Origin of the sequence: Microbacterium sp. 67-17, from assembly GCF_001898325.1 — a bacterium.
In the GTDB taxonomy this organism is placed as follows: Bacteria; Actinomycetota; Actinomycetes; order Actinomycetales; family Microbacteriaceae; genus Microbacterium; species Microbacterium schleiferi.
On record NZ_MKTR01000021.1, the window covers coordinates 1 to 20921 of the forward strand.

Annotated in this window: 19 protein-coding genes; 16 read left to right on the forward strand and 3 right to left on the reverse strand. The window is 69.3% G+C overall.

Features of this window, described 5'->3' with window-relative positions; translation table 11 throughout:
• From BGO47_RS09075 to BGO47_RS09085, 3 genes are all read left to right on the forward strand, one after another.
• Positions 1–2392 (forward strand): AAA family ATPase (locus BGO47_RS09075; protein ID WP_292710969.1); only part of this gene is annotated, 2392 nt, incomplete at its 5' end.
• Positions 2393–2650: 258 nt separating this feature from the next.
• Positions 2651–3028 (forward strand): sulfate permease, encoded by a 378-nt coding sequence (locus tag BGO47_RS09080; RefSeq protein ID WP_228162880.1) that lies wholly within the window; start codon positions 2651–2653, stop codon positions 3026–3028.
• Positions 3029–3260: 232 nt separating this feature from the next.
• On the forward strand, positions 3261–4412 hold the full coding sequence (locus BGO47_RS09085; protein ID WP_292711164.1) for an acetate kinase: 1152 nt from the start codon (positions 3261–3263) through the stop codon (positions 4410–4412).
• Here the strand turns inward: BGO47_RS09085 and BGO47_RS09090 are convergent.
• From BGO47_RS09090 to BGO47_RS09100, 3 genes are all read right to left on the reverse strand, one after another.
• Positions 4409–4900, reverse strand: a complete 492-nt coding sequence (locus BGO47_RS09090; RefSeq protein WP_252370853.1) for a DUF305 domain-containing protein — start codon at positions 4898–4900, stop codon at positions 4409–4411. The two genes, BGO47_RS09085 and BGO47_RS09090, sit on opposite strands and share 4 nt — an antisense overlap.
• On the reverse strand, positions 4897–5301 hold the full coding sequence (locus tag BGO47_RS09095) for a four-helix bundle copper-binding protein (RefSeq protein ID WP_292710973.1): 405 nt from the start codon (positions 5299–5301) through the stop codon (positions 4897–4899). Before BGO47_RS09095 ends, BGO47_RS09090 begins: the two co-directional genes overlap by 4 nt.
• A 160-nt stretch (positions 5302–5461) precedes the next feature.
• Entirely contained in the window at positions 5462–5983 is a 522-nt protein-coding gene (locus BGO47_RS09100; RefSeq protein WP_228162877.1) for an ATP-binding protein, read from the reverse strand.
• A 94-nt stretch (positions 5984–6077) separates the two neighbouring features.
• On the opposite strand from BGO47_RS09100, the gene BGO47_RS09105 reads away from it, so the two are divergent.
• The 13 genes from BGO47_RS09105 to BGO47_RS09165 all read left to right on the forward strand — a co-directional run bounded on the left by BGO47_RS09105 (position 6078) and on the right by BGO47_RS09165 (position 20895).
• Entirely contained in the window at positions 6078–6362 is a 285-nt protein-coding gene (locus BGO47_RS09105) for a metal-sensitive transcriptional regulator (RefSeq protein WP_045246014.1), read from the forward strand.
• Between the two features lie 49 nt (positions 6363–6411).
• A complete protein-coding gene (locus tag BGO47_RS09110) occupies positions 6412–6765 on the forward strand; it encodes a heavy-metal-associated domain-containing protein (RefSeq protein ID WP_138172298.1) in 354 nt (117 codons plus the stop codon).
• Positions 6762–9050 carry a heavy metal translocating P-type ATPase gene (locus BGO47_RS09115; RefSeq protein WP_292710978.1) on the forward strand — a complete coding sequence of 763 codons (2289 nt, stop codon included), beginning with the start codon at positions 6762–6764 and terminating at the stop codon, positions 9048–9050. Before BGO47_RS09110 ends, BGO47_RS09115 begins: the two co-directional genes overlap by 4 nt.
• Before the next feature lie 27 nt (positions 9051–9077).
• A complete protein-coding gene (locus BGO47_RS09120) occupies positions 9078–9368 on the forward strand; it encodes a YHS domain-containing protein (protein ID WP_292710980.1) in 291 nt (96 codons plus the stop codon).
• 29 nt (positions 9369–9397) lie between these two features.
• Positions 9398–9979 carry a hypothetical protein gene (locus BGO47_RS09125; protein ID WP_292710982.1) on the forward strand — a complete coding sequence of 194 codons (582 nt, stop codon included), beginning with the start codon at positions 9398–9400 and terminating at the stop codon, positions 9977–9979.
• A gap of 155 nt (positions 9980–10134) precedes the next feature.
• Positions 10135–10614, forward strand: a complete 480-nt coding sequence (locus BGO47_RS09130; protein ID WP_138178302.1) for a DUF6153 family protein — start codon at positions 10135–10137, stop codon at positions 10612–10614.
• Between the two features lie 110 nt (positions 10615–10724).
• Entirely contained in the window at positions 10725–11351 is a 627-nt protein-coding gene (locus BGO47_RS09135; protein WP_292710986.1) for a DUF305 domain-containing protein, read from the forward strand.
• A 92-nt stretch (positions 11352–11443) separates the two neighbouring features.
• Complete coding sequence (locus BGO47_RS09140; protein ID WP_292710989.1) at positions 11444–11566, forward strand: hypothetical protein; 123 nt, start codon at positions 11444–11446, stop codon at positions 11564–11566.
• Positions 11563–12414 carry a F510_1955 family glycosylhydrolase gene (locus BGO47_RS09145; protein WP_292710992.1) on the forward strand — a complete coding sequence of 284 codons (852 nt, stop codon included), beginning with the start codon at positions 11563–11565 and terminating at the stop codon, positions 12412–12414. Before BGO47_RS09140 ends, BGO47_RS09145 begins: the two co-directional genes overlap by 4 nt.
• 52 nt (positions 12415–12466) lie before the next feature.
• Positions 12467–14914: a phosphoketolase gene (locus BGO47_RS09150; protein WP_292710995.1), complete on the forward strand. Its 2448-nt coding sequence runs from the start codon at positions 12467–12469 to the stop codon at positions 14912–14914.
• On the forward strand, positions 14911–17523 hold the full coding sequence (locus BGO47_RS09155; protein WP_292710998.1) for a heavy metal translocating P-type ATPase: 2613 nt from the start codon (positions 14911–14913) through the stop codon (positions 17521–17523). Before BGO47_RS09150 ends, BGO47_RS09155 begins: the two co-directional genes overlap by 4 nt.
• Before the next feature lie 19 nt (positions 17524–17542).
• Positions 17543–20749, forward strand: a complete 3207-nt coding sequence (locus BGO47_RS09160; RefSeq protein ID WP_292711001.1) for an HAD-IA family hydrolase — start codon at positions 17543–17545, stop codon at positions 20747–20749.
• Positions 20746–20895, forward strand: a complete 150-nt coding sequence (locus tag BGO47_RS09165) for a hypothetical protein (protein ID WP_292711006.1) — start codon at positions 20746–20748, stop codon at positions 20893–20895. The genes BGO47_RS09160 and BGO47_RS09165 overlap by 4 nt, the downstream gene beginning before the upstream one ends.
• Positions 20896–20921: the final 26 nt, after the last annotated feature.

The following is a 20921-nucleotide window of genomic DNA, read 5'->3' on the forward strand; positions in this document are numbered from 1 at the left end:
CGCGAAGCTCCTGCGCGCGGAGGATGTGCCGCTGGAGCGGATCGCCAGGCTCGGCGCGTCGGTGGTCGCCGCGGTTGCCGAGAAGCGCACGACGTGGAGCCACTGGAATCTCTACGCCGAGGCCGCACGCCAGACGATGGGCTGGCGCTTCACCGCCACCGAGGACCGCGAGGCGATCACGGGGATGGTCACCGACGCCGCGGAGCAGGCGTCCATCCGGCTCACGCCGCCCGAGCTGGCCTCCAGCCCCGCCGCGTTCCAGCGCGCGGACGGGACGAGCATGTTCCGCCCCCGCAACACCGCCCGCTACAGCGGTGCCGCGGTGCTCGCCGCCGAGGACCGTCTGCTTGCACGCTCCCGCGAGCAGGTTGCACCGCGCCTGGCCGACGCAACCATCGCGCACGCGCTGCAACCCCACCGTGGGCGCACGCTCGGCGACGACCAGCGCGCCGCGCTCGCAGCGATTGCGTCGTCGGGTCGGGTACTCGACCTGCTCGTCGGCCCTGCGGGGGCGGGGAAGACCACCGCGCTGCGCGCGCTGCGGCGTGCGTGGGAGGCCGAGCACGGGCGCGGCGCGGTCGTCGGTCTGGCACCGTCCGCGGTCGCGGCCGAGGTGCTGGCCGGTGACCTCGGCATCCCGACGGAGAACACCGCGAAGTGGTGGCAGACCCACCGCGACCACGGCACCGGGTTCACCGCCGGGCAGCTCGTGATCGTGGACGAGGCATCCCTCGCCGGGACGCTCGCGCTCGACCGGCTCGTGCGCGTCGCAGCCGACGCCGGAGCGAAGGTGCTGCTCGTGGGCGATCCCGCGCAACTCCAGTCCGTCGACGCCGGGGGAGCGTTCGGGATGCTCGTCGCCGACCGTGCCGACGTGCCCGAGTTGACCGACGTGCGCCGCATCACCGCAGCCTGGGAGAAGGGTGCCACCCGCGATCTACGCAACGGCCGCATCGAAGCCATCGACACCTACCAGGCCCACGGTCGTATCCGGGCGGGCGAAACCGAGCGCATGGCCGACGCCGCCTACGCCGCCTGGCAGCGCGACCGCGCGTTGGGGCTGGCGAGCATCCTCATTGCCGAGTCGAGCGCGATGGTCACCACCCTGAACCGGCGCGCCCGCGCCGACCTCATCCTCGCCGGGCAGGTCGACGCGCGCGCCGAGGTGCGGCTGCACGACTGCACCGAGGCGTCCGTCGGGGACGCGATCATCACCCGCCGCAACGACCGTGAACTGCGCACCGGACGCGGCTGGGTGCGCAACGGCAGCCGGTGGACGATCACCGCCATCGGCATCGACGGGTCGCTACGAGTGCGGCCTGCCGGGCGACGCGGAGGCGCGACGCTGCGACTCCCTGCCGGATACGTCGCCGAGCATGTCGAACTCGGCTACGCGGTCACCGCATACCGGGCGCAAGGAGTCACGGTCGACACCGGACACACGCTCATCGAGCCCGGCGCGACCCGCGAGAACTTCTACGTCGCCATGACCCGTGGCAAGGCCGGGAACTTCGCCTATGTCTCCCTCAACCGCCCCGATGATGACCACATTCACCCGCCCGCTCAGGACACCCTCGTGGTCGCGGCGCGCAAGGTGCTCGCCGGGGTGCTCCAGCACGTCGGCGCGGAACTCTCCGCCCGCCAGACGATCGCCGCCGAGCAGGATGTGTGGGGCTCGGTCGCGCAACTCGCCGCCGAATACGAGACCATCGCCGCCGCCGCGCAACAGCCACGGTGGGAGGCTCTGCTGCGAAGGACGCGGCTCACCGAGGCCGAGGCATCCGCAGCAATCGACTCGACCGCGTTCGGCGTGCTCAGCGCAGAGCTGCGCCGAGCCGAAGCCGACGGCTACGATGCCGAGCGCCTTCTGAGCGCTCTCGTCGCTTCTCGTCCGCTCAATGACGCGGGCGATGTGGCCGCGGTGCTCCACGAGCGGGTGATCCGCGCCCTGGAGCACACGAACGGCGCGGGGCGCGTGCGCCAGCCCGCCACGCCCATCGCCGGAGTCGTCACTCCCGCGCTCGGCCCGATGGACGACGATATGCGCAGCGCACTCCGTGAACGTGCCGCGCTCATCGAGCAGCGAGCAGATGCGCTCGTCACCGAGGCCGTCGAGTCCTCGGGGGAGTGGATCTCGGGACTCGGGATGGAACCCTCTGATCCGCAGCTCGCCGCACTTTGGCGACGCGAGGCACGCACCGTCGCGGCCTATCGCGACAAGTACGGCATCGCCGTGGCCAGGGGGCTCGGCCTTGTCGGCGATGATGCTTCGCAACGCGCAGACGCGGCACGAGCACGCGCCGCGACCCTTCGCGCGCAACAGCTCGCGGTACGCGCGGCAGAACCTGGACCGACCACCCGCAGTCTCAGGGTCGCTGGGCCGCGCCTGTAAGGGCAGAACGGGCATGCTCAGCGACTGCTCATTGCGAGCCGACATGCCACTGGGCTGGAGTGCGCGCCAGACGCGGGGCTCCTTACTTGGCGCTCTCGCGACTCCCGCCGCATCCCTTCCGCGTCTCGCGGGTCGGGCGTACTCTGATCTTGAGGTAGTAGCCACGATTTCTAGGTCGCTTTCGACGGTCCCTCGGGACACTCACCACATGATCTACCTCCTCGGCGGAGCTACGCACCCTCTCGGGAGGCGGACATCGTGTTCCGACTGCTCTGGAATCTCAGCATCCGAGTTCGGCTGTTCCTGCGGACGTACATGCCGACGAACATCCTGCTCGACGCGCTGCACACGCGCCGCGGCCTGAAGTGGGGCGTGCCCGCCATGCTCATCGCCGTGCTGTACCTGCTCGGCGCGTGGCTGCTGACGGTGTGGATCGCCGACGGCGGGCCGGGCTGGCTGAACCTGGTCGTGCTGCTGTTCATCTGGAACGCGCTGAAGTTCCTCGTCAACGGCCCGATCACCCTCATCATCCTGATCCGGGCTCGCCGCGCCGAGCGGCGCCAAGCCTTCGAGCAGAAGTCGGCGGCTTACGCGATGGGCGGGCCTCCTCCGGTGCTCGCCTCTACGAGAGGCTGACAAGCCCCGCTGTCGCGCCTCTCATACCGCAGGCCGCGCGAAAGGGGGGAGGGAGCGACCGAGGCGCTACCGCGCTAGCGCGCCGATTAGCCGACTCCGGCTGTTCGTTGGACGCCGTCAGGCGCAAGAAGCACCGACGCGTGGAAGGTTCGGAGTTGGCATCGACGGGGGGCCACTCATGGCACATAGAATCCGACGACGATGACGATTGAGCACTTTCTGGGGGCTACGGATGACCGTCGTGCTGGTGCTGAACGCGGGCTCCTCCTCGATCAAGTGGCGGCTGGTCGACGGGCAGTCCGGAACGGCAATCCGGGGCGGCACCGTGGAACGGCTCGGTCACGATGCCTCCGAGGGAACGGGGCACGGTGCCGCGATCCGGGATCTGCTTGCCGAGCTGCGCCATGAACCTGTCGGCGTCATCGGTCACCGGGTGGTGCACGGCGGCAGCCGGTTCGATTCCGCGACGCTGATCACCGACGAGGTGGAGCAGCAGATCGACGATCTCGCCGCCTTGGCGCCGCTGCACAACCCAGTCAATCTCGCGGGCATCCGCGCCGCCCGCGCCGTGTTCCCCGGCGTCCCGAACGTGGCGGTGTTCGATACCGCGTTCCACCGCACCCTGCGCCCGGCAGCCACCGCCTATGCGCTGCCGCCGGAGCTCGTCCGGCAGCATCGGATCCGCCGGTACGGGTTCCACGGCATCTCCTACCAATACGTCTCCGCCCGGGCGGCCGAGCGGCTGGGGCGGCCGCTGTCGGAGCTGCGGCTGATCGTCTTCCATCTGGGGAACGGCGCCTCCGCCTGCGCGATCGCCGGCGGGCGGTCCGTGGACACCTCGATGGGCATGACGCCCTTGGCAGGACTCGTCATGGGCACCCGCGCCGGCGACCTCGATCCCGGAGTGCTCATCGCCCTCGGCCGAGCGGGCCTCGGATGGGACGAGCTTGAGGAGCTGCTGACCCGCGAGAGCGGCTTGCGCGCTTTGGCCGGCACCGAGGACATGCGCGACATCCACGCGGCTGCGGTCGCCGGCGATCCCGCCGCGACTGCGGCGCTGGAGGTCTACCACTACCGGCTGCGGCACTACCTCGGCGCCTACCTCGGCCAGCTCGGCGGCGCCGACGCGATCGTGTTCACCGGCGGTGTCGGCGAGAATGCCCCGGCGACCCGCGCCGCCGCCGTCTCCGGCATGGAGCGTCTCGGGATTCGCCTCGACGACGAGCGCAACCGCGCGACGGCGGGGCGGGAGGCGCGGACGGTCTCCGACTCCCGCTCCCCGACCGCCGTCCTGGTCGTGCCCACAAACGAGGAGCTCGAGATCGCCCGGCAGTCTCTAGCCGCGGTGACTCGGCCCGACGCTGATCCAGCAGGGCCGGTCTAGTTCCCGAGCCGCTGCAGGATGTCCTTCATCTGATCGATTTCTTGTTGCTGGGACTCGACGATCTCGCCGCAGAGGTCTTTGATCTCCAGGTCGGTGATGTTCGACTGTTCGCAGAGCAGGATGGCTCGGGAGTGGTGGGGGATCATCGAGTCCAGGAACTGCTGGTTTCCCACGAACGTCGCGGCCCTTCCCATGAAGAACGCGCCGACCGTGAGCAGGGCGAATGCGACGATGAGCCCGATGTTGAGCGGCTTGTTCGGGAACATGCGCCACATGATCGCGATCATGATGATGCCCATCGGGAACACCATCATCAGGGCCATGTAGAGGTTGCTGATGTTCAGGTAGAGATCGCCGACGACGTTGATCAGTGCGAACGTGAAGAAGTACATCACCACCAGGCTCAGGGCCAGCGCGATGAGCAGGCGCAGGTAGCTCTTCGCACCGCCGGTGTGCGAGGCCCGTTCGTGCGGGGTGTGGTCGCTCACAGCAGGCCGAGCAGCTTCTCGCAGGCCTGCTCGCAGGTCCGGCAGGCTTCCGCGCACACCCGGCAGTGCTCGTGCATGCCGGCGTGCTGTTCGCATTCGTCGGCGCAGGCCGTGCACGCGGTGCGGCAGGCTTCCAGGGTGGCTCGCGTGACGTTCGCGTCGTAGCCGGTGCGCCGCGACAGGATGCGACCGGTTGTCTCGCATAGGTCCGCGCAGTCGAGGTTGGTCCTCACACACTTGGTGAGGTCGGCGATCATGTCCTCGCTCAAACAGGCGTCGGCGCACGCGCTGCACGCCTGGGCGCAGTCGACGCAGGCCTGAATGCAGGCCAGTAGTGCCGCCTGATCGAGGTCTCCCAGATCCTTCGGGTGGGTCCGGAGCATCTGATCCGCGATGGTCATCTCAGTCCTCCTTCTCGTCGGCCCGTATCGGGTCGGTTGCGAAGAACCGTAGGCCGGGCGGCAGCGGTCGACGACCGGCTTGCATACGCTAGGGGGGTATGTTATGAGGAGTCCTGCCTTCCACACCCGGGCAGTAGGCGCCCGGGAGCGGCGACCGGCGCTAGAGCCGGTCGAGGATGAAGTCGACCCGCTCCTGCGCCCCGAGCACTGGGACGTGCACGATCGGGAACGGCAGCGCCGCGTATACCTCGGTGAGCAGGTGATGGATCCGCTGCTGGGCGGCGGTGTCCTCGGTGCGGGCGTAGTCCGGCGCCAGCGGCAGCAGGTCCAGGATGAACGTCGTGCGGTAGTCCACCTGCTCGAGCGCGGCCACCAGGATCGGGTCGGGTTCGAGCTGCAGGAAGCGGTAGTAGGCCAGCGAGTCTGGGATGGCCCGGTCCAGAAACACCGTCGTGGCGGGATCGAGGGCGGCTTCCTCGGCGAGCTGCATGTCCAGCACGCCGCGCTGGAACTCGCGCTGCTTGGCGCGGACCTCCTCGACGGTTCGCCCCTCGATGCGCTGGAGATCGATGTAGTGGCGGGCGTGCTCGATGGTGGTGGTGTAGCCGCGGTCGCGTAGCAGGTTCACGGTCGTGGTCTTGCCCGAGCTAGGCCCACCGGTGATGACGTACCAGTTAGTCACGTTCGCCCTTTCAATTTGCGTTCTCCGGGAATATTTGGACTGACATGTACCCTATACCCCTAGTAGGTATATGGTCAGGTAGGAGGTGGTCGGAATGGCACACGGATACGTGGATGACAAGCAGGCGCTGCTGGCGCGGTTGCGTCGTGCGGAGGGTCAGGTGCGCGGGATCGCGCGGATGGTCGATGAGGACGTGTACTGCATCGACATCCTCACCCAGGTCTCCGCGGTGACGAAGGCGCTGGAGTCGGTCGCGCTGACCCTGCTCGAGGATCACCTCGGGCACTGCGTCGCCCAGGCGACCGCCGAGGGTGGCCCCGTCGCGGAGGAGAAGCTGCGTGAGGCGAACGCCGCGATCGCGCGGCTGGTCCGCTCCTAAACATTCGTCCCCACAAACATTCATTCAATGCTCGCGAAGGGAGCACATCATGACCGGACAGGGATTCCAGGACCTCGGACTGCAGGCGACTAGCGGCGGCGGTTGCGCGTGTTGCAGCCCGACCACGCACGGCACCGCGGCGAAGGCCGAGGCTGCACCGCCGGCTCAGCCTGGGGTGGGTGGCGTGTCGGCGCAGTTCCTGGTGGAAGGGATGACCTGCTCGCATTGCGTGCGCAGTGTGACCGAGGAGGTCTCCGCCATCGACGGCGTCTCCGGCGTCGAGGTCGATCTGCACGCGGGCGGCGTCTCGACGGTGACCGTGTCCAGCACCGCCCCGGTGGACGCTGCCCGCGTGAGGGAGGCGGTCGAGGAGGCCGGATACAGCCTCGCCAGCGCGTCATGAGTACGGCTACGGATGTCGATCTCGACATCACCGGGATGACGTGCGCGTCGTGCGCGACGCGGGTCGAGCGGAAGCTGAACAAGCTGCCCGGGGTGGAGGCGACCGTCAACTTCGCCACCGAGAAGGCCCGTGTCCACGCCGAGTCCCCGGTGGCGGTGGAGGAGCTGATCGCGGCCATCGAGCAGGCGGGGTACGGGGCGACCGTTCCTGCCCCACCCGCCACCGACCCCGTCGAGGGGCAAGCTGGTGCGCCTCGCGATGAGGAGCTGCTGTCGTTGCGGCAGCGGCTAATCATCTCGACGCTTCTGGCGGTGCCCGTCGGGGTGCTGTCGATGATCCCTGCGCTGCAGTTCACCTCCTGGCAGTGGCTCGCCCTGACCCTCGCCGCCCCCGTGGTGGTGTGGGGGGCATGGCCGTTCCACCGGGCCGCGGCGATCAACGCCCGCCACGGCGCGGCCACGATGGACACCCTGATCAGCGTCGGCGTGCTGGCCGCGTTCGGCTGGTCGCTGTATGCGCTGTTCTTCGGCGGCGCCGGGATGCCAGGGATGCGGATGAGCGTCACCTTCGTCGGCACCCCGCAGTCCGGCGGTCACGAGGTATACCTGGAGGTCGCCGCGCTGGTGACCGTGTTCATCCTGCTCGGCCGCTACCTCGAGGTCCGCGCCAAGCGGCAGTCCGGGGAAGCGCTTCGAGCCCTGCTCGAGCTCGGCGCGAAGGACGCGGTGGTCCTCCGGACAGGCGTCGAGCAGCGCATCCCCGTCGGCCAGCTCGTCCCCGGCGACCGCGTCGTGGTGCGGCCGGGCGAGAAGATCCCCGCCGACGGCCTGGTCGCCGAGGGCGTCTCGGCGGTGGACGAGTCGATGCTCACCGGCGAGTCCGTGCCGGTGGAAGTCGGCCCCGGCTCCCGCGTCGTCGGCGCGACCGTGAACACCGGCGGTCGCCTGCTGGTGGAGATCACCCGCGTCGGAGCGGACACCGAGCTGGCCCGGATGGCCCGGCTGGTCGAGGAGGCGCAGACCGGCAAGGCGCAGGTGCAGCGCCTCGCCGATCGGGTCTCGGCGATCTTCGTGCCCGTCGTCATCGTCCTCTCGTTGGCCGCGTTCGCCGGCTGGCTGATCGCCGGAGCCGGGCTGGAGGTCGCCTTCACCGCCGCGGTGACGACCCTGATCATCGCGTGCCCGTGCGCGCTCGGGCTGGCGACGCCGACCGCGTTGCTGGTGGGAACCGGCCGCGGCGCGCAGCTGGGCATCCTGATCCGCGGACCGCAGGTGCTGGAGCAGACCCGCCGCATCGACACCGTCGTGCTGGACAAGACCGGCACGGTCACCGCCGGCACCATGACCGTCACCGGCATCCACCCCGCCGAAGGCACCGACCCGGCGGAACTGCTCCGAGTCGCCGCCGCGCTGGAGCACGGCTCAGAGCACCCCATCGGCCGCGCCATCACCGCCGCCGCGACCGTTGCGGCAGGCGCGGTGGAGTCCTTCTCCGCCGAAGCCGGTCAGGGCGTGCACGGCATCGTCGAGGGCCGGATGGTCGCTGCCGGCCGCGCCTCGTGGATCACGACGCGATGGGCCATCCCGGTCCCCGAGGAGCTCGCCGCGACGATCGCGGCGGACGAATCGGCGGGAGCGACCGTGACGGTGGTGGCGTGGGACGGGCAGATGCGCGGCACGATCAGCGTCGCCGACACCGTCAAGCCCACCAGCCCCGAGGCGATCGCCCGACTCCGAGCGCTCGGGCTGACCCCGATCCTGCTCACCGGCGACAACCCGGGCGCCGCCCGCGCGATCGCCGACCAGGTCGGCATCGAGGACGTCCGTGCCGGGGTCACCCCGCAGGGCAAGCTCGACACCATCCGAGAGCTCCAGGCCGCGGGACGCGTGGTCGCGATGGTCGGCGACGGCGTGAACGACGCCGCCGCCCTGGCCGCCGCGGACCTCGGCATCGCGATGGGCACCGGCACCGATGCGGCCATCACCGCCGCCGACCTGACCATCGTCTCCGGAGACCTGGTGCTGGTCCCGGATGCGATCCGGCTGGCCCGCCGCACCCTGGGCACGATCAAGGGGAACCTGTTCTGGGCGTTCGCGTACAACGTCGCCGCGATCCCGGTCGCGATGCTCGCCCTGCTCAACCCCATCCTCGCCGGCGCCGCTATGGCGTTCAGCAGCGTGTTCGTGGTCACCAACAGCCTCCGGCTGCGCCGCTTCCGCCCCCTGTCCGTCCCGACCCCCAGCGCAGCCCCGGTCTCGCGGGAGCCCGCCCCGATCCGGGCCTGACCCATCGCTCAAGAAGGAGAAGACATCATGTCCCACGACCACGATCACTCGGGGCGCGACCACACGGATGACCACGCTCACGAGCATGCTCACGGAGCGCAGAATCACAGCGCGCACGAGCATCACCATCACGAGCCTCCGGCGGGGGCAACGAACCTGGTGACCTGTCCGGTGATGCCCGGCAACCGGGTCGATCCGGCGTGGGCCGAGCAACGCGGCCTGTTCCGGGACTACGAGGGCGCCCGCTTCTGGTTCTGCTGCCCCGAGTGCGGTCCGCTGTTCGACGCCGACCCGGCCCGCTACGCCCACGCCGCCTGACTGACGACGGCGACAGAACGGAGCGCACGGTGGACACCGCGGTTGGATTGGTGCAAGCGTACTTGCGGGTAAACGGATACTTCACCGTCGCCGAGTACCCGGTGCTGGACGCGGCCGGTGCCGACAGGCCCCGCACCGTCACCGACCTGGACATCCTCGCGATCCGGCTCAACCGCGCACCCGACGACGATCCGGACCCTGCGCTCGGCGCCCGGCCGGGCATGCCGGACATGATCGTGGGCGAGGTCAAGGAAGGCGCCCCTAAACTCAACCCGGCTATGCGCGACCCCGCTGTGCTGGAAGCCGCCTTCGCGCGGTTCGGCTGCTGCTCACCCGCCGACGCGCCCGCCCTCGTGCAAGAGCTGCTCACGGTCGGGCAGGTCACCGCCCCGGAAGGTCACCTGATTCGCGCCGTCGCGTTCGGCAATACCGCGAATCCAGCCCAATCGGCCTCGTGGCACACCGTCGCCCTCGCGCACGTCCTCGACTACCTCCGTCGCCACCTGGACCGCAACTGGGCGGCCGTCGGACGCACCCAGATCAAAGACGACACCCTCGGGCTGCTCGCACTGATCGAGAAGTCCCATCGCAGCGGGGCCGGCCTACGATGACCGAGCGCCCGACACGTGCCATCCAGGATCTTCGCCCGCACCGCGGCCCGGTTCAGTCGACTCGGCTGGTCACGACGCTCGCGCGTCGCCTCAGGTGCGCGCCGATCAGAATCCGGCGCGCCCGGAGTAACCTGGATGCGGGAAGGAGGTCGGCGGTGAACCACATCCGAGCTCTCGTGCACGCCCGGTCCGGGCTGCACCGGCTCCTGCTGACCTTCACCACCGCCCTTCTGCTGATCGCCGGCCTGCTGGCCATGCATACACTCACCGGCACCCTCTTGGGCGGGCATTCCGACACGACGGCGACCGCGTTCGAATCCGCCCATGTGGACGCCGGCACCGACATGAGCGCCGTCACCGCGACCGAGACCACGCCCGGCATGAACTCCGAAGCTGCTGCCGGTCATTGCGCAGGCGACTGTGGCGGCTCGGGCGGAGTGCCGGATCACTCGATGCTGACGATGGTGTGCGCGCTAGCACTGCTAGCCGCCGCCATCGTGCTGCTGGCGCCGGTCCTGCTGGCTCGCCTCGGCGTCGCCCTCGCCCTGCTGCGACTCCACGGACGCATTGTCCTGGCCGCGCTGCCGCACCCGCGACCACCCTCTCTCCTCGTCCTGTCCATCAGTCGAACCTGATTCCCCGCCCGTGCCGGCGCGACCGCGTGCCGGACGGTTCTCTCGCCGTGCCCACCCCGGGCGGGCGGAATCAGCTCACCCGTTTCGACTGACAGATAAGGACCCCTCTCATGCGTTTCCGTACCCTCGCGCTGACCACCGGCGCTCTCGCCATCGCGCTCGTGCTCGCCGGCTGCGCCCCCACGGGCAGCTCTATGCCCGGCATGGATCACGGCCCCGGCGGCATGACCAGCACGACACCCGACACCACCGAGGAAGCGTCGTTCAACTCGGCGGACGAGATGTTCGTGACGATGATGATCCCCCACCACGAGCAGGCCATCCAGATGGCCGATCAGATCCTGGCCAAGGACGGCATCGACGAGCGGGTCGTGGCCCTCGCCGAGCAGATGAAGGCCGCTCAGGATCCCGAGATCCAGACCATGAAGGGCTGGCTCGAGGACTGGGGCATCCCCTACGACGACTCCATGTCCGGCATCGGCGGCATGGAGGGCATGGACCACGGCGACGGGATGATGTCCGAGGAGGACATGGCGGCCCTCGATGCCGCTACCGGTGTCGAGGCGACCCGCCTGTTTCTGGAGGGCATGATCACCCACCACCAGGGCGCGGTCATGATGGCCGAGATGGTGCTCGACAACGGGCAGAACCCGGATGTCGCCGCGCTGGCGCAGCAGATCATCGACGGGCAGACCGACGAGATCACCACGATGCAGGACATCCTCGCCACCCTCTGACCCCCCCCGGCCCCTCGGGCGGAGCCGATACCAAGCCGGCTCCGCCCGAGCCCCGGCGACCCGCCAGGCCATCGCTTCCAGGAACCGGCAGCGTGACCCGTCGAAAGGCCCCCGTCATGACGTCCCGCACCCTGGCCGCCTCCCTGGTGGCCATCCTCCTCGCCCTGATCATCCTGTCCGTGGCGACTGTTCTCTTCATCGGAGCCATCGCATGAGAAGCCAAACCATCACCGTCGCCGCGGCGGCAATCGTCGCCGTCGGGCTCCTCCTGGCCGGCTGCGCGGGCTCTACCGCCCCGGCGCCCGCACCGACCGAGCCTGCGTTCGGGCATGTGCACGGCATCATCGACCTCGGTGAGGGCACCGTGCTGCTCGGCGCGCACACGGGCCTGTACACGCTCACTGCCGCCGGCGTGCTCGCAGGCCCGGTGGGAGGCAACGACTTCGACGCGATGGGCCTCACCGCCCACGGCGACACGCTCTACGCATCCGGGCACCCGGGACCGGCCACGCCGACCGAGCTCGGTGAGCACAACCTCGGCATCGTCCGCAGCATCGACGCCGGCGCCACCTGGGAGCCGGTCGCCTTCACCGGGCAGGAAGACTTCCACGTCCTCACCGCCACCGCCGAGGCGATCTACGGGATCGGGTCCAGCTCGATCACCGTGCGCACCAGCCCCGACGGCGGAACCACCTGGGTCGACGGCGCCAATCTGCCTGCCGTCGACCTTGCCGCCACACTCGACGGCGCCCTCTACGCGGCGACGCAGGATGGGGTCCAGGAGAGCCGCGATGCCGGAGCCACCTTCGCCCCTGTCCCCGACGCGCCGCTGCTGTACCTGCTGGAGTCTGATCCGGCGGGCGGGCTGGTCGGCGTCGACACTGACGGCGCCCTCTGGCGCCTCAACGGCGCCGGCTGGGAGAGGTCCGGAACGGCCAGCGGCACCGTCCAGGCGCTCGGCACCACCGCCGACGGCGCGATCGTGCTCGTCGACGACCGCGGCGTCGTGTGGATGCGCGGCACCGAAGCCACCGTGGTCCTCCCGTCAGGAGCACGATCATGAACACCATCACACCCGGCGGCCGCTGCAGCCGCGGATCCGGAGGACACCGACCATGAGCACGACATCGACCCGCTGGGTCCGCCACACCACCCCGCTCACCGCGGAAACCCTGTCCGGGGTGGACGCGTGGTGGCGCGCGGCGAACTATCTGAGCATCGGGCAGATCTACCTGCAGGGCAACCCGCTGCTGCGCACGCCCCTCACCCGTGACGACATCAAGCCGCGGCTGCTGGGGCACTGGGGCACGACCCCGGGGCTGAACTTCCTCTACGCGCACCTGAACCGGGCGATCATCGACCGCGACCTGGACACCCTGTACGTCACGGGGCCAGGGCACGGCGGGCCGGGGATGGTTGCCAACGCCTATCTCGACGGCACTTACACGGAGCTGTTCCCCCAGATCGCTCAGAACGAGGACGGGCTGCGGGCGCTGTTCCGGCAGTTCTCCTTCCCCGGTGGCATCCCCTCGCACGCGTCCCCGGAGACGCCCGGGTCGATCAACGAGGGCGGGGAGCTCGGGTACTCCCTCGTGCACGCCTACGGCGCCGCGTTCGACAACCCGGGCCTGCTGGTCGCGTGCGTGATCGGCGATGGGGAGGCTGAGACCGGGCCGCTGGCCACGGCCTGGCACGGCAACAAGTTCCTCAACCCCGCCCACGACGGCGTCGTCCTGCCGATCCTGCACCTGAACGGTTACAAGATCGCCAACCCGACCGTGCTGTCCCGCATCCCCGAGGAGGAGCTGGTCGCGTTGCTGCGCGGCTACGGTCACGAGCCGTTCGTCGTCACCGTCGGCTTCGACGACGAGGACCCGCGGGAGTCTCACGCGCGGTTCGCGGGAGTGCTGGACACGGTGCTGGACCGCATCGCCGACATCAAGGGCCGCGCCGCGAACGGAACTTTGGAGGGGCGGCCAGTGTGGCCGGCGATCGTGTTGCGCAGCCCGAAAGGCTGGACCTGCCCGCCGGTCATCGACGGGCTCCCCGTGGAGGGCACCTGGCGCGCCCACCAGGTCCCGCTCGCCGAGGTCCGCGACAACCCGGAGCATCTGCGGATCCTCGAGGACTGGCTTCGCTCCTACCGTCCCGACGAACTCTTCGACGCCGCCGGCGCCCCGCTCCCGGCGACGGTCGCGGTCGCGCCAGACGGCGCGCGGCGGATGAGCGCGAACCCCGTCGGCAATGGCGGGCAGCTGAGCGTCCCGCTGCGCCTCGGTGACTTCCGCGCGTACGCCCACCTGGTTCACCCGGATAGGCGGGGCGCCACATCGGCGGAGGCGACTCGGGTGCTCGGAGAATGGCTTGCCGATGTGATCCGGGACAACCCGGACAACTTCCGCATCTTCGGACCCGACGAGACCGCCTCCAACCGGATCGCACCCGCCGTCTACGAAGCCACCGGCAAACAGTGGAACGCGGCCGTGCTCCCGGTAGACGAGCACCTCGCCCCGACCGGCCGCGTGATCGAGGTGCTCAGCGAGCATCAGTGCCAGGGCTGGCTCGAAGGCTACGTGCTGACCGGGCGACACGGGCTGTTCAACTGCTACGAGGCATTCACCCACATCGTCGACTCGATGTTCAACCAGCACGCCAAGTGGCTCGAAGCCGCCCGGCATGTGCCGTGGCGGGAGCCCATCCCGAGCTTCAACTACCTGCTGTCCAGTCACGTCTGGCGGCAGGACCACAACGGATTCAGCCACCAAGACCCCGGCTTCATCGACGTCGCGCTGAACAAGAGCCCCGACGTCGTGCGGGTCTACCTGCCGTTCGACGCGAACACCCTGCTGTCCACCTACGACCACTGCCTGCGTTCCACCGGGTACATCAACGTCGTCGTCGCCGGCAAGCAGCCCGCCCCGCAGTGGCTGACCATGGATGAGGCGATCGAGCACTGCACCCGCGGGCTCGGCATCCTGCCCTGGGCCGGCACCGAGACCGAAGGCACCGAGCCGGATGTCGTCCTCGCCGCTGCCGGAGACGTGCCCACCCTCGAGACCCTCGCCGCGGCCGCGCTGCTGCGCGAGCACATCCCGGAGCTGAGCGTGCGGGTCGTCAACGTCGTCGACCTGACCCGTCTGCAGTCCGAGGACCAGCACCCGCACGGACTGTCGGATAGGGAGTTCGACGCGATCTTCACTCCCGACAAGCCGGTGATCTTCGCCTACCACGGCTACCCGTGGCTGATCCACCGGCTCACGTACAAGCGCGCGGGGCACCCGAACCTGCACGTCCACGGCTTCGTGGAGAAGGGCACCACCACGACCCCGTTCGACATGGTCATGCTCAACGACCTGGACCGGTACCGGCTCGCGATCGACGTTCTGGACCACGTCCCAGGCCTGGCCGCACGTCGCGCCGAACTGCGTCAGGAGTTGCAGGACGCCCGGTTGCGCGCCCGCGCCCACACTCGCGAGCACGGCACCGACATCCCCGCCGTCGCCGACTGGCAATGGCCCCATCCCGGCACCACCGACCTCGCCATCGGGAAGGAACCCCAATGAACGACACCAAGACCGTGACGTTGCAGGTCAGCGGCATGATCCGCGCGACTTCGAAGAATGTCACCGAAGCCCACCTGGCCCGCCAGCCGGGTGTGATCAGCGTCGACGCGAACCCCGTCTCGCAGACCGCGACCGTCACCTACGATCCGCAGACCACCTCCGTCGCGTACCTGCAGCAGTGGGTCATCGAATGCGGGTACCACTGCGCCGGGCAGTCCGTGCCCGACCACATCTGCGACCCCACCCACGAGCCGCACGACCACGCGACCACGCAGGGGCACGACACGCATGTCGGCCACGGGGGCCACGAGGCGCGCACCGATCACGGCGGGCATCCCGAGCATGCTGGCCATGAACCGCACGACGGGCACGAGGGGCATGAAGGCCATCAGGCAATCGCAGCGGACGGACACGATCACGTTGGTACCGCGGTCGCTGGCGAGCACGCCCACCCGGCGGCGGGCGCGGGTGATGAGCATGCTGGCCATCCGGCAACCGCCGCGGACGGGCACGATCACGGGACGGAGGCGTCCGGGCACAGTGCGCAGGAGATGATGGGCCACGGCGGGCACGGCGGGATGTCGATGGACGCGATGATCCGCGACATGCGCAACCGGTTCCTGGTCGCGCTGATCCTGTCGATCCCGATCACCCTGTGGTCGCCGATCGGCCGGGAGGTGATCGGGTTCGAGGTGCCGGCCCCGTTCGGGCTGCGCGATGACGTGTTCATGCTGATCCTGTCGCTGCCGGTGATCTTCTACTCGGCCTGGATCTTCTTCGACGGGGCCTACCGTGCCCTGCGCGCCCGCACACTGGACATGATGGTGCTGGTCGCGGTCGGCGTCGGCGCCGGTTGGATCTACAGCCTGATCATCACCCTCACCGGCGGCGGCGAGGTGTTCTACGAGGCCGCGACCGTGCTGGCCACCTTCGTGCTGCTCGGGCACTGGGTGGAGATGCGTGCCCGCGGTGGGGCGAACGACGCCATCCGCCGCCTACTGGAGCTCGCCCCGGCCCGCGCAGTCGTCATCCGCGGTGGCGAGGAGGTGGAGATCCCCACGTCCGAGGTGGTCCCTGGCGACCTGATGCTGATCCGCCCCGGGGCGAAGATCCCCACCGACGGCACGGTGGATGAAGGGGAGTCCGAGGTCGACGAGTCGATGGTCACTGGCGAGTCCATGCCGGTTGAGAAGGCGCCGGGCTCAGAGGTGATCGGCGCGACCGTGAACACCGTCGGCACGCTGCGAGTGCGGGCGACGAAGGTCGGCGCCGACACCGCGCTCGCGCAGATCGTCAAGCTCGTGCAGGAGGCGCAGAATTCCAAGGCACCCGGGCAGCGTCTTGCCGACCGGGCGGCGTTCTGGCTCGTCCTGGTCGCCCTGATCGGCGGCACCCTCACCTTCCTGGTCTGGTTCCTCGCCGGGATGGACGTGCCGATGGCGATCCTGTTCGCCATCACCGTCGTGGTCATCACCTGCCCCGACGCTCTCGGACTCGCGACCCCGACCGCGATCATGGTCGGCACCGGCCTGGGCGCCAAGCGCGGCGTGCTGTTCAAGAACGCCTCCGGGATCGAGACCGCCGCCCGCATCGACACAGTCGTGTTGGACAAGACCGGCACCCTCACCAAGGGCGAACCGGAGGTCACCGACTACCTCCCGGTCGGCACGGACGACCTGGAGCTGCTGTCCCTCGCTGCGGCGCTCGAGCGAGAGTCCGAGCACCCGCTGGCGAAAGCGATCGTGACCTATGCCGACGAGCGCGGCATCCCTCGGCGGACCGCGACGGCATTCCGCAACGTCACCGGGCAGGGGGCGATCGCGACCGTCAACGGGAAGCAGGTCGTCCTCGGCAACGCTCGGCTGATGGCGTCCGAGGGCATCGACACCAGCGCGGTCGCCGCGCAGCAGCAGGCCCTCGCCAACGGTGGTCGCACCGCGATCATGTTCGCTGTCGACGGGAAGATCGCCGGGGTCATCGCCCTTGCCGATGCCGCCCGTGACACCGCAAGAGCAGCGATCGACGCGCTGCATGAGCAGGGTATCGAGGTGGCGATGCTCACGGGCGACAACAAGCCCACCGCCGAACGGATCGCGTCGCTGCTGGGCATCGACACGGTCATCGCCGACGTGCTCCCCGAGGACAAGTCCGCGAAGATCGCCGAGCTGCAAAAGGCCGGCAAGAAGGTCGCGATGGTCGGCGACGGCGTCAACGACGCGCCCGCCCTCGCCCAGGCGGACCTCGGCATCGCGATCGGCGCTGGCACCGACGTCGCGATCGAGACCGCCGACGTCGTGCTGATGCGCTCCGACCCGCTGGACGTCGCAATCGCGCTGAAGATCGGCAAGGGAACGCTACGGAAGATGCGGCAGAACCTTGGCTGGGCCATCGGATACAACGCCATCGCGCTGCCCATCGCTGCCGGAGTGTTCTACCCGGCCTTCGGGATCATGCTCACCCCAGAGATCGCCGCCATCAGCATGTCCGGCTCCAGCGTCATCGTCGCAGTCAACGCGCTCCTTCTGAAGCGGCTGCGCCTGCCCGCCCCGGCCGATCCGGCAACCGCGAGCACTCCCACCACGGCCTCGGCGTCCGGCGGTGCGTCATGAACCCTCACGGTGCGTCACGATGAGGGCCGATCGGCGATCGCAGGCGCAGAGGACTCATCGTCTTGACACTGCCTACGACGCAGTCCTCTTCGACCTGGACGGCGTCGTGACGAACACCGCCGCCATCCATGCCGCCGCGTGGAAGCAGCTCTTCGACGAGGTGCTGCGAGATTCGCGCGTCCACGTGGATGATCCGCAGAACACCTTCGACCCGGTGGCTGACTATCGGCGATACGTGGACGGGCGGAGCCGAGAGGACGGAGTGGCGAGATACCTCGCCGCCCGCGGCGTCAGGCTGGATGCCGGGCAATCCGACGACCCACCGTCGGCATGGACGATCGCCGGGATCGCCGCGCGCAAGAACGCACTCTTCCTTGCCGAGCTGCGCACGCGCGGACTGCGGGTCTATCCGGGCACGGCAGCGCTGCTGCGGCGCCTGCGGGACGCGGCCGTACCGGCCGGTCTGGTCACCGCGAGTCGAAACGCGCAGCAACTGCTGAACACAGCCGGTCTTACCGGCGCCTTCGACACGGTCGTGGACGGCCAAACCGCGCTCACGCATCACTTGCAGGGCAAGCCTTACCCCGACATGTTCGCCGAGGCAGCACGCCGCCTCGGCGTTCCTCCCGCTCGCATTGCGATCGTCGAGGACTCGGTCGCCGGCGTGGAAGCCGGCCAACGCGGCGGTTTCGGGCTCGTCGTCGGAATCGACCGCGCCGAACAGCGCGAGCAACTCGAAGCCGCGGGCGCCGACGTCGTGCTCAACGATGTCGGCGAGCTGGATCTGGGCCTCTCCACGACGGATCCCTGGCGGCTGGTCTACGAAGGCTTCGACCCCGCGCACGAGGGGCACCGGGAGACACTCACCGCGCTGGGCAACGGCTATCTGGTGACGCGAGGGGTACGTCCCGAGCACCACGACGACGGCATCCACTACCCGGGCACCTACCTCGCTGGCGTCTACAACCGACTGATGAGCACTATCCACGGCCGCGCTGTCGAAGAAGAACACCTCGTCAACACACCGAACTGGCTTCCGGTGGACCTCCGAATCGGAAACGGACCATGGCTTTCCTCCGGACAGGCGCCGACGCTCAGCGAACGACGCGAGCTCGACCTCCGACGCGGGCTCGCCACACGCCGCGCCGTCCTTGCCGGCCCGGACGGGCATCAGCTCTTCCTCGTGCAGAGGTCCTTCATCTCCATGGACGACCCTCACCTGGCCGTCCTGGAGACCACGATCAGTGCACCCGACTGGAACGGCACGCTCACCCTGCGAGCAGGAGTCGACGCGGGGGTACGCAACTCCAACGTGGCCGCCTATATCGGTTCGGACACCACACACCTCGCCCCGCCGGCGTTCCGCCACGCCGACGACATCACCGTGTGCGAGACACACACCCGGCAGAGCCGGATCCGTATCGTCACCGCCGTCCGCACGCGTCTGACCGGTGCCGCCGCCGTGACGGAACACCTCACCGAAACGGCCTCGCAGGCAACGCGAGAGTTCCGCGTCGAGCTGGAACGGGGCCGAGCGGTCACTCTCACCAAGACCGCGGCGATCTTCACCTCCCACGACCGAGCCATCAGCGAACCGAGTGCCGCCGCACTCGACCTGTTCGAGAGGCGCGGCCAGGATGTCGCAGGGCTCCTCGAACGGCACGAGGCGGAATGGCGACGCCTCTGGCACCTGTTCGCGGTGACGCTGGACGCCGATACGCACAGTCAACTCGTACTGAATCTGCACGTCCTGCACCTGCTGCAGACCGTGTCCACTCACACCACCGCGCTCGACGCAGGGGTGCCCGCACGCGGCCTGTACGGTGAGGGGTATCGAGGTCACGTCTTCTGGGACGAGGTCTTCGTGCTGCCCATCCTCGACACCCGCGCCCCGCAAGTGAGCCGGTCGCTGATCGAGTACCGGTGGCGGCGCCTGAACGAAGCTCGCACAGCCGCGACGGCCGCCGGCCTGGGCGGGGCGCTGTTTCCCTGGCAGAGCGGCAGCGACGGCCGCGAGGAGACGCCCACCGCGCTCTACAACCCGCGTTCCGGCAGATGGATGCCGGACAACTCACGTCGCCAGCGTCACGTCGGGCTCGCCATCGCCCACAACGCCTGGCAGCACTATCAGGCCACCGGCGATCTCGACTGGCTCGCCGAGCGCGGCGCCGAGCTCATCATCGAGGTGACCCGCCTGTTCGCCTCCCTCGCCGAACACGACCCGACCACGGACAGATTCCACATCGCCGGAGTGATGGGTCCCGACGAGTTCCACGATGGCCCGCCGGACGCTCCCGGCACCGGGCTGCGCGACAACACCTACACCAATGTCCTGGCCTCTTGGGTCGCCCAGCGGGCCGGCGACACGCTGGGAGTCCTGGCCGGCTACCGAGCCGACGGCCTGTGCGACCGGCTCAACGTCACCGACGACGAGATCGCGCTCTGGGCGCGCCTGAGCAGACGGCTCACCGTCGGGTTCCACGCCGATGGGATCCTCACCCAGTTCGACGGTTATGAGGACCTGGAGGAGCTGGACTGGGGTCACTACCGCGACGAGTACGGGAACATCGGCCGACTCGATCTCATCCTCGAATCCGAGAACGACAGCACCAATCGGTACAAGCTCGCCAAGCAGCCCGACGTCGTCATGCTCGTCTACCTTCTCGGCCGTGACGGGCTCCGTAAGCAGCTCGCCGCCCTCGGCTACCCGTTCTCCGAGGCCGACCTGGTCCGCACCGTCAACTACTACCTGACCCGAACCGCCAACGGTTCTACGCTCAGCCGCGTCGTGAACGCCTCTGTCCTGGCCGGCATCGACCCTGCACGCTCGTGGATCGCGTTCCGCGAAGCCCTGATCGCCGACCTCGACGACTCCCAAGGCGGCACGACTCGCGAAGGGATCCACCTGGGTGCGATGGCCGGCACGGTAGATCTGCCCGTCCGCTCCTTCGCCGGCATGACCGTCGGCGACGACGAGCTGACCTTCGCGCCGCAACTCCCTCCACACCTGACCCGAGTCGCGTTCCAGGTCAGATATCGCGACCATCTCCTCGACGTGACTCTCGGCCGAAGCGGTCTAGAACTGCACGCCCACCCGACCACGGCCCCAGTCATCCGGCTGCGCGTCGGCAGCGACGGCGGCCAGCTCTCCGCCGGCGAAACGAAGGTGTTCGCCGTCCGCTCAGCTGATGCCAGGACACGCTCCGTCTCCAAGGAGTCTCGATGAGCACGCACCGGCGCCGATACCGGCGGATCGCATCGGTTCTGGAGAGGCATGGCCTCGGCCTGGCCACCGGCCTGATCGGTGCCGGCGCGGGCGCGGTCACCTCCCTCGGCGGCTATCTGCTATGGACCACGCGGCGGCGACGATGACGACCGCGCCCCCCGCACCCTCTCAG

Bases quoted from the DNA above. Each gene is read 5' to 3' on its own strand.
- BGO47_RS09085 (WP_292711164.1), top strand. From the start codon at position 3,261: ATGACCGTCGTGCTGGTGCTGAACGCGGGCTCCTCCTCGATCAAGTGG.
- BGO47_RS09095 (WP_292710973.1), bottom strand. From the start codon at position 5,301: ATGACCATCGCGGATCAGATGCTCCGGACCCACCCGAAGGATCTGGGA.
- BGO47_RS09105 (WP_045246014.1), top strand. From the start codon at position 6,078: ATGGCACACGGATACGTGGATGACAAGCAGGCGCTGCTGGCGCGGTTG.
- BGO47_RS09110 (WP_138172298.1), top strand. From the start codon at position 6,412: ATGACCGGACAGGGATTCCAGGACCTCGGACTGCAGGCGACTAGCGGC.
- BGO47_RS09115 (WP_292710978.1), top strand. From the start codon at position 6,762: ATGAGTACGGCTACGGATGTCGATCTCGACATCACCGGGATGACGTGC.
- BGO47_RS09120 (WP_292710980.1), top strand. From the start codon at position 9,078: ATGTCCCACGACCACGATCACTCGGGGCGCGACCACACGGATGACCAC.
- BGO47_RS09135 (WP_292710986.1), top strand. From the start codon at position 10,725: ATGCGTTTCCGTACCCTCGCGCTGACCACCGGCGCTCTCGCCATCGCG.
- BGO47_RS09145 (WP_292710992.1), top strand. From the start codon at position 11,563: ATGAGAAGCCAAACCATCACCGTCGCCGCGGCGGCAATCGTCGCCGTC.
- BGO47_RS09150 (WP_292710995.1), top strand. From the start codon at position 12,467: ATGAGCACGACATCGACCCGCTGGGTCCGCCACACCACCCCGCTCACC.
- BGO47_RS09155 (WP_292710998.1), top strand. From the start codon at position 14,911: ATGAACGACACCAAGACCGTGACGTTGCAGGTCAGCGGCATGATCCGC.
- BGO47_RS09160 (WP_292711001.1), top strand. From the start codon at position 17,543: ATGAGGGCCGATCGGCGATCGCAGGCGCAGAGGACTCATCGTCTTGAC.
- BGO47_RS09165 (WP_292711006.1), top strand. From the start codon at position 20,746: ATGAGCACGCACCGGCGCCGATACCGGCGGATCGCATCGGTTCTGGAG.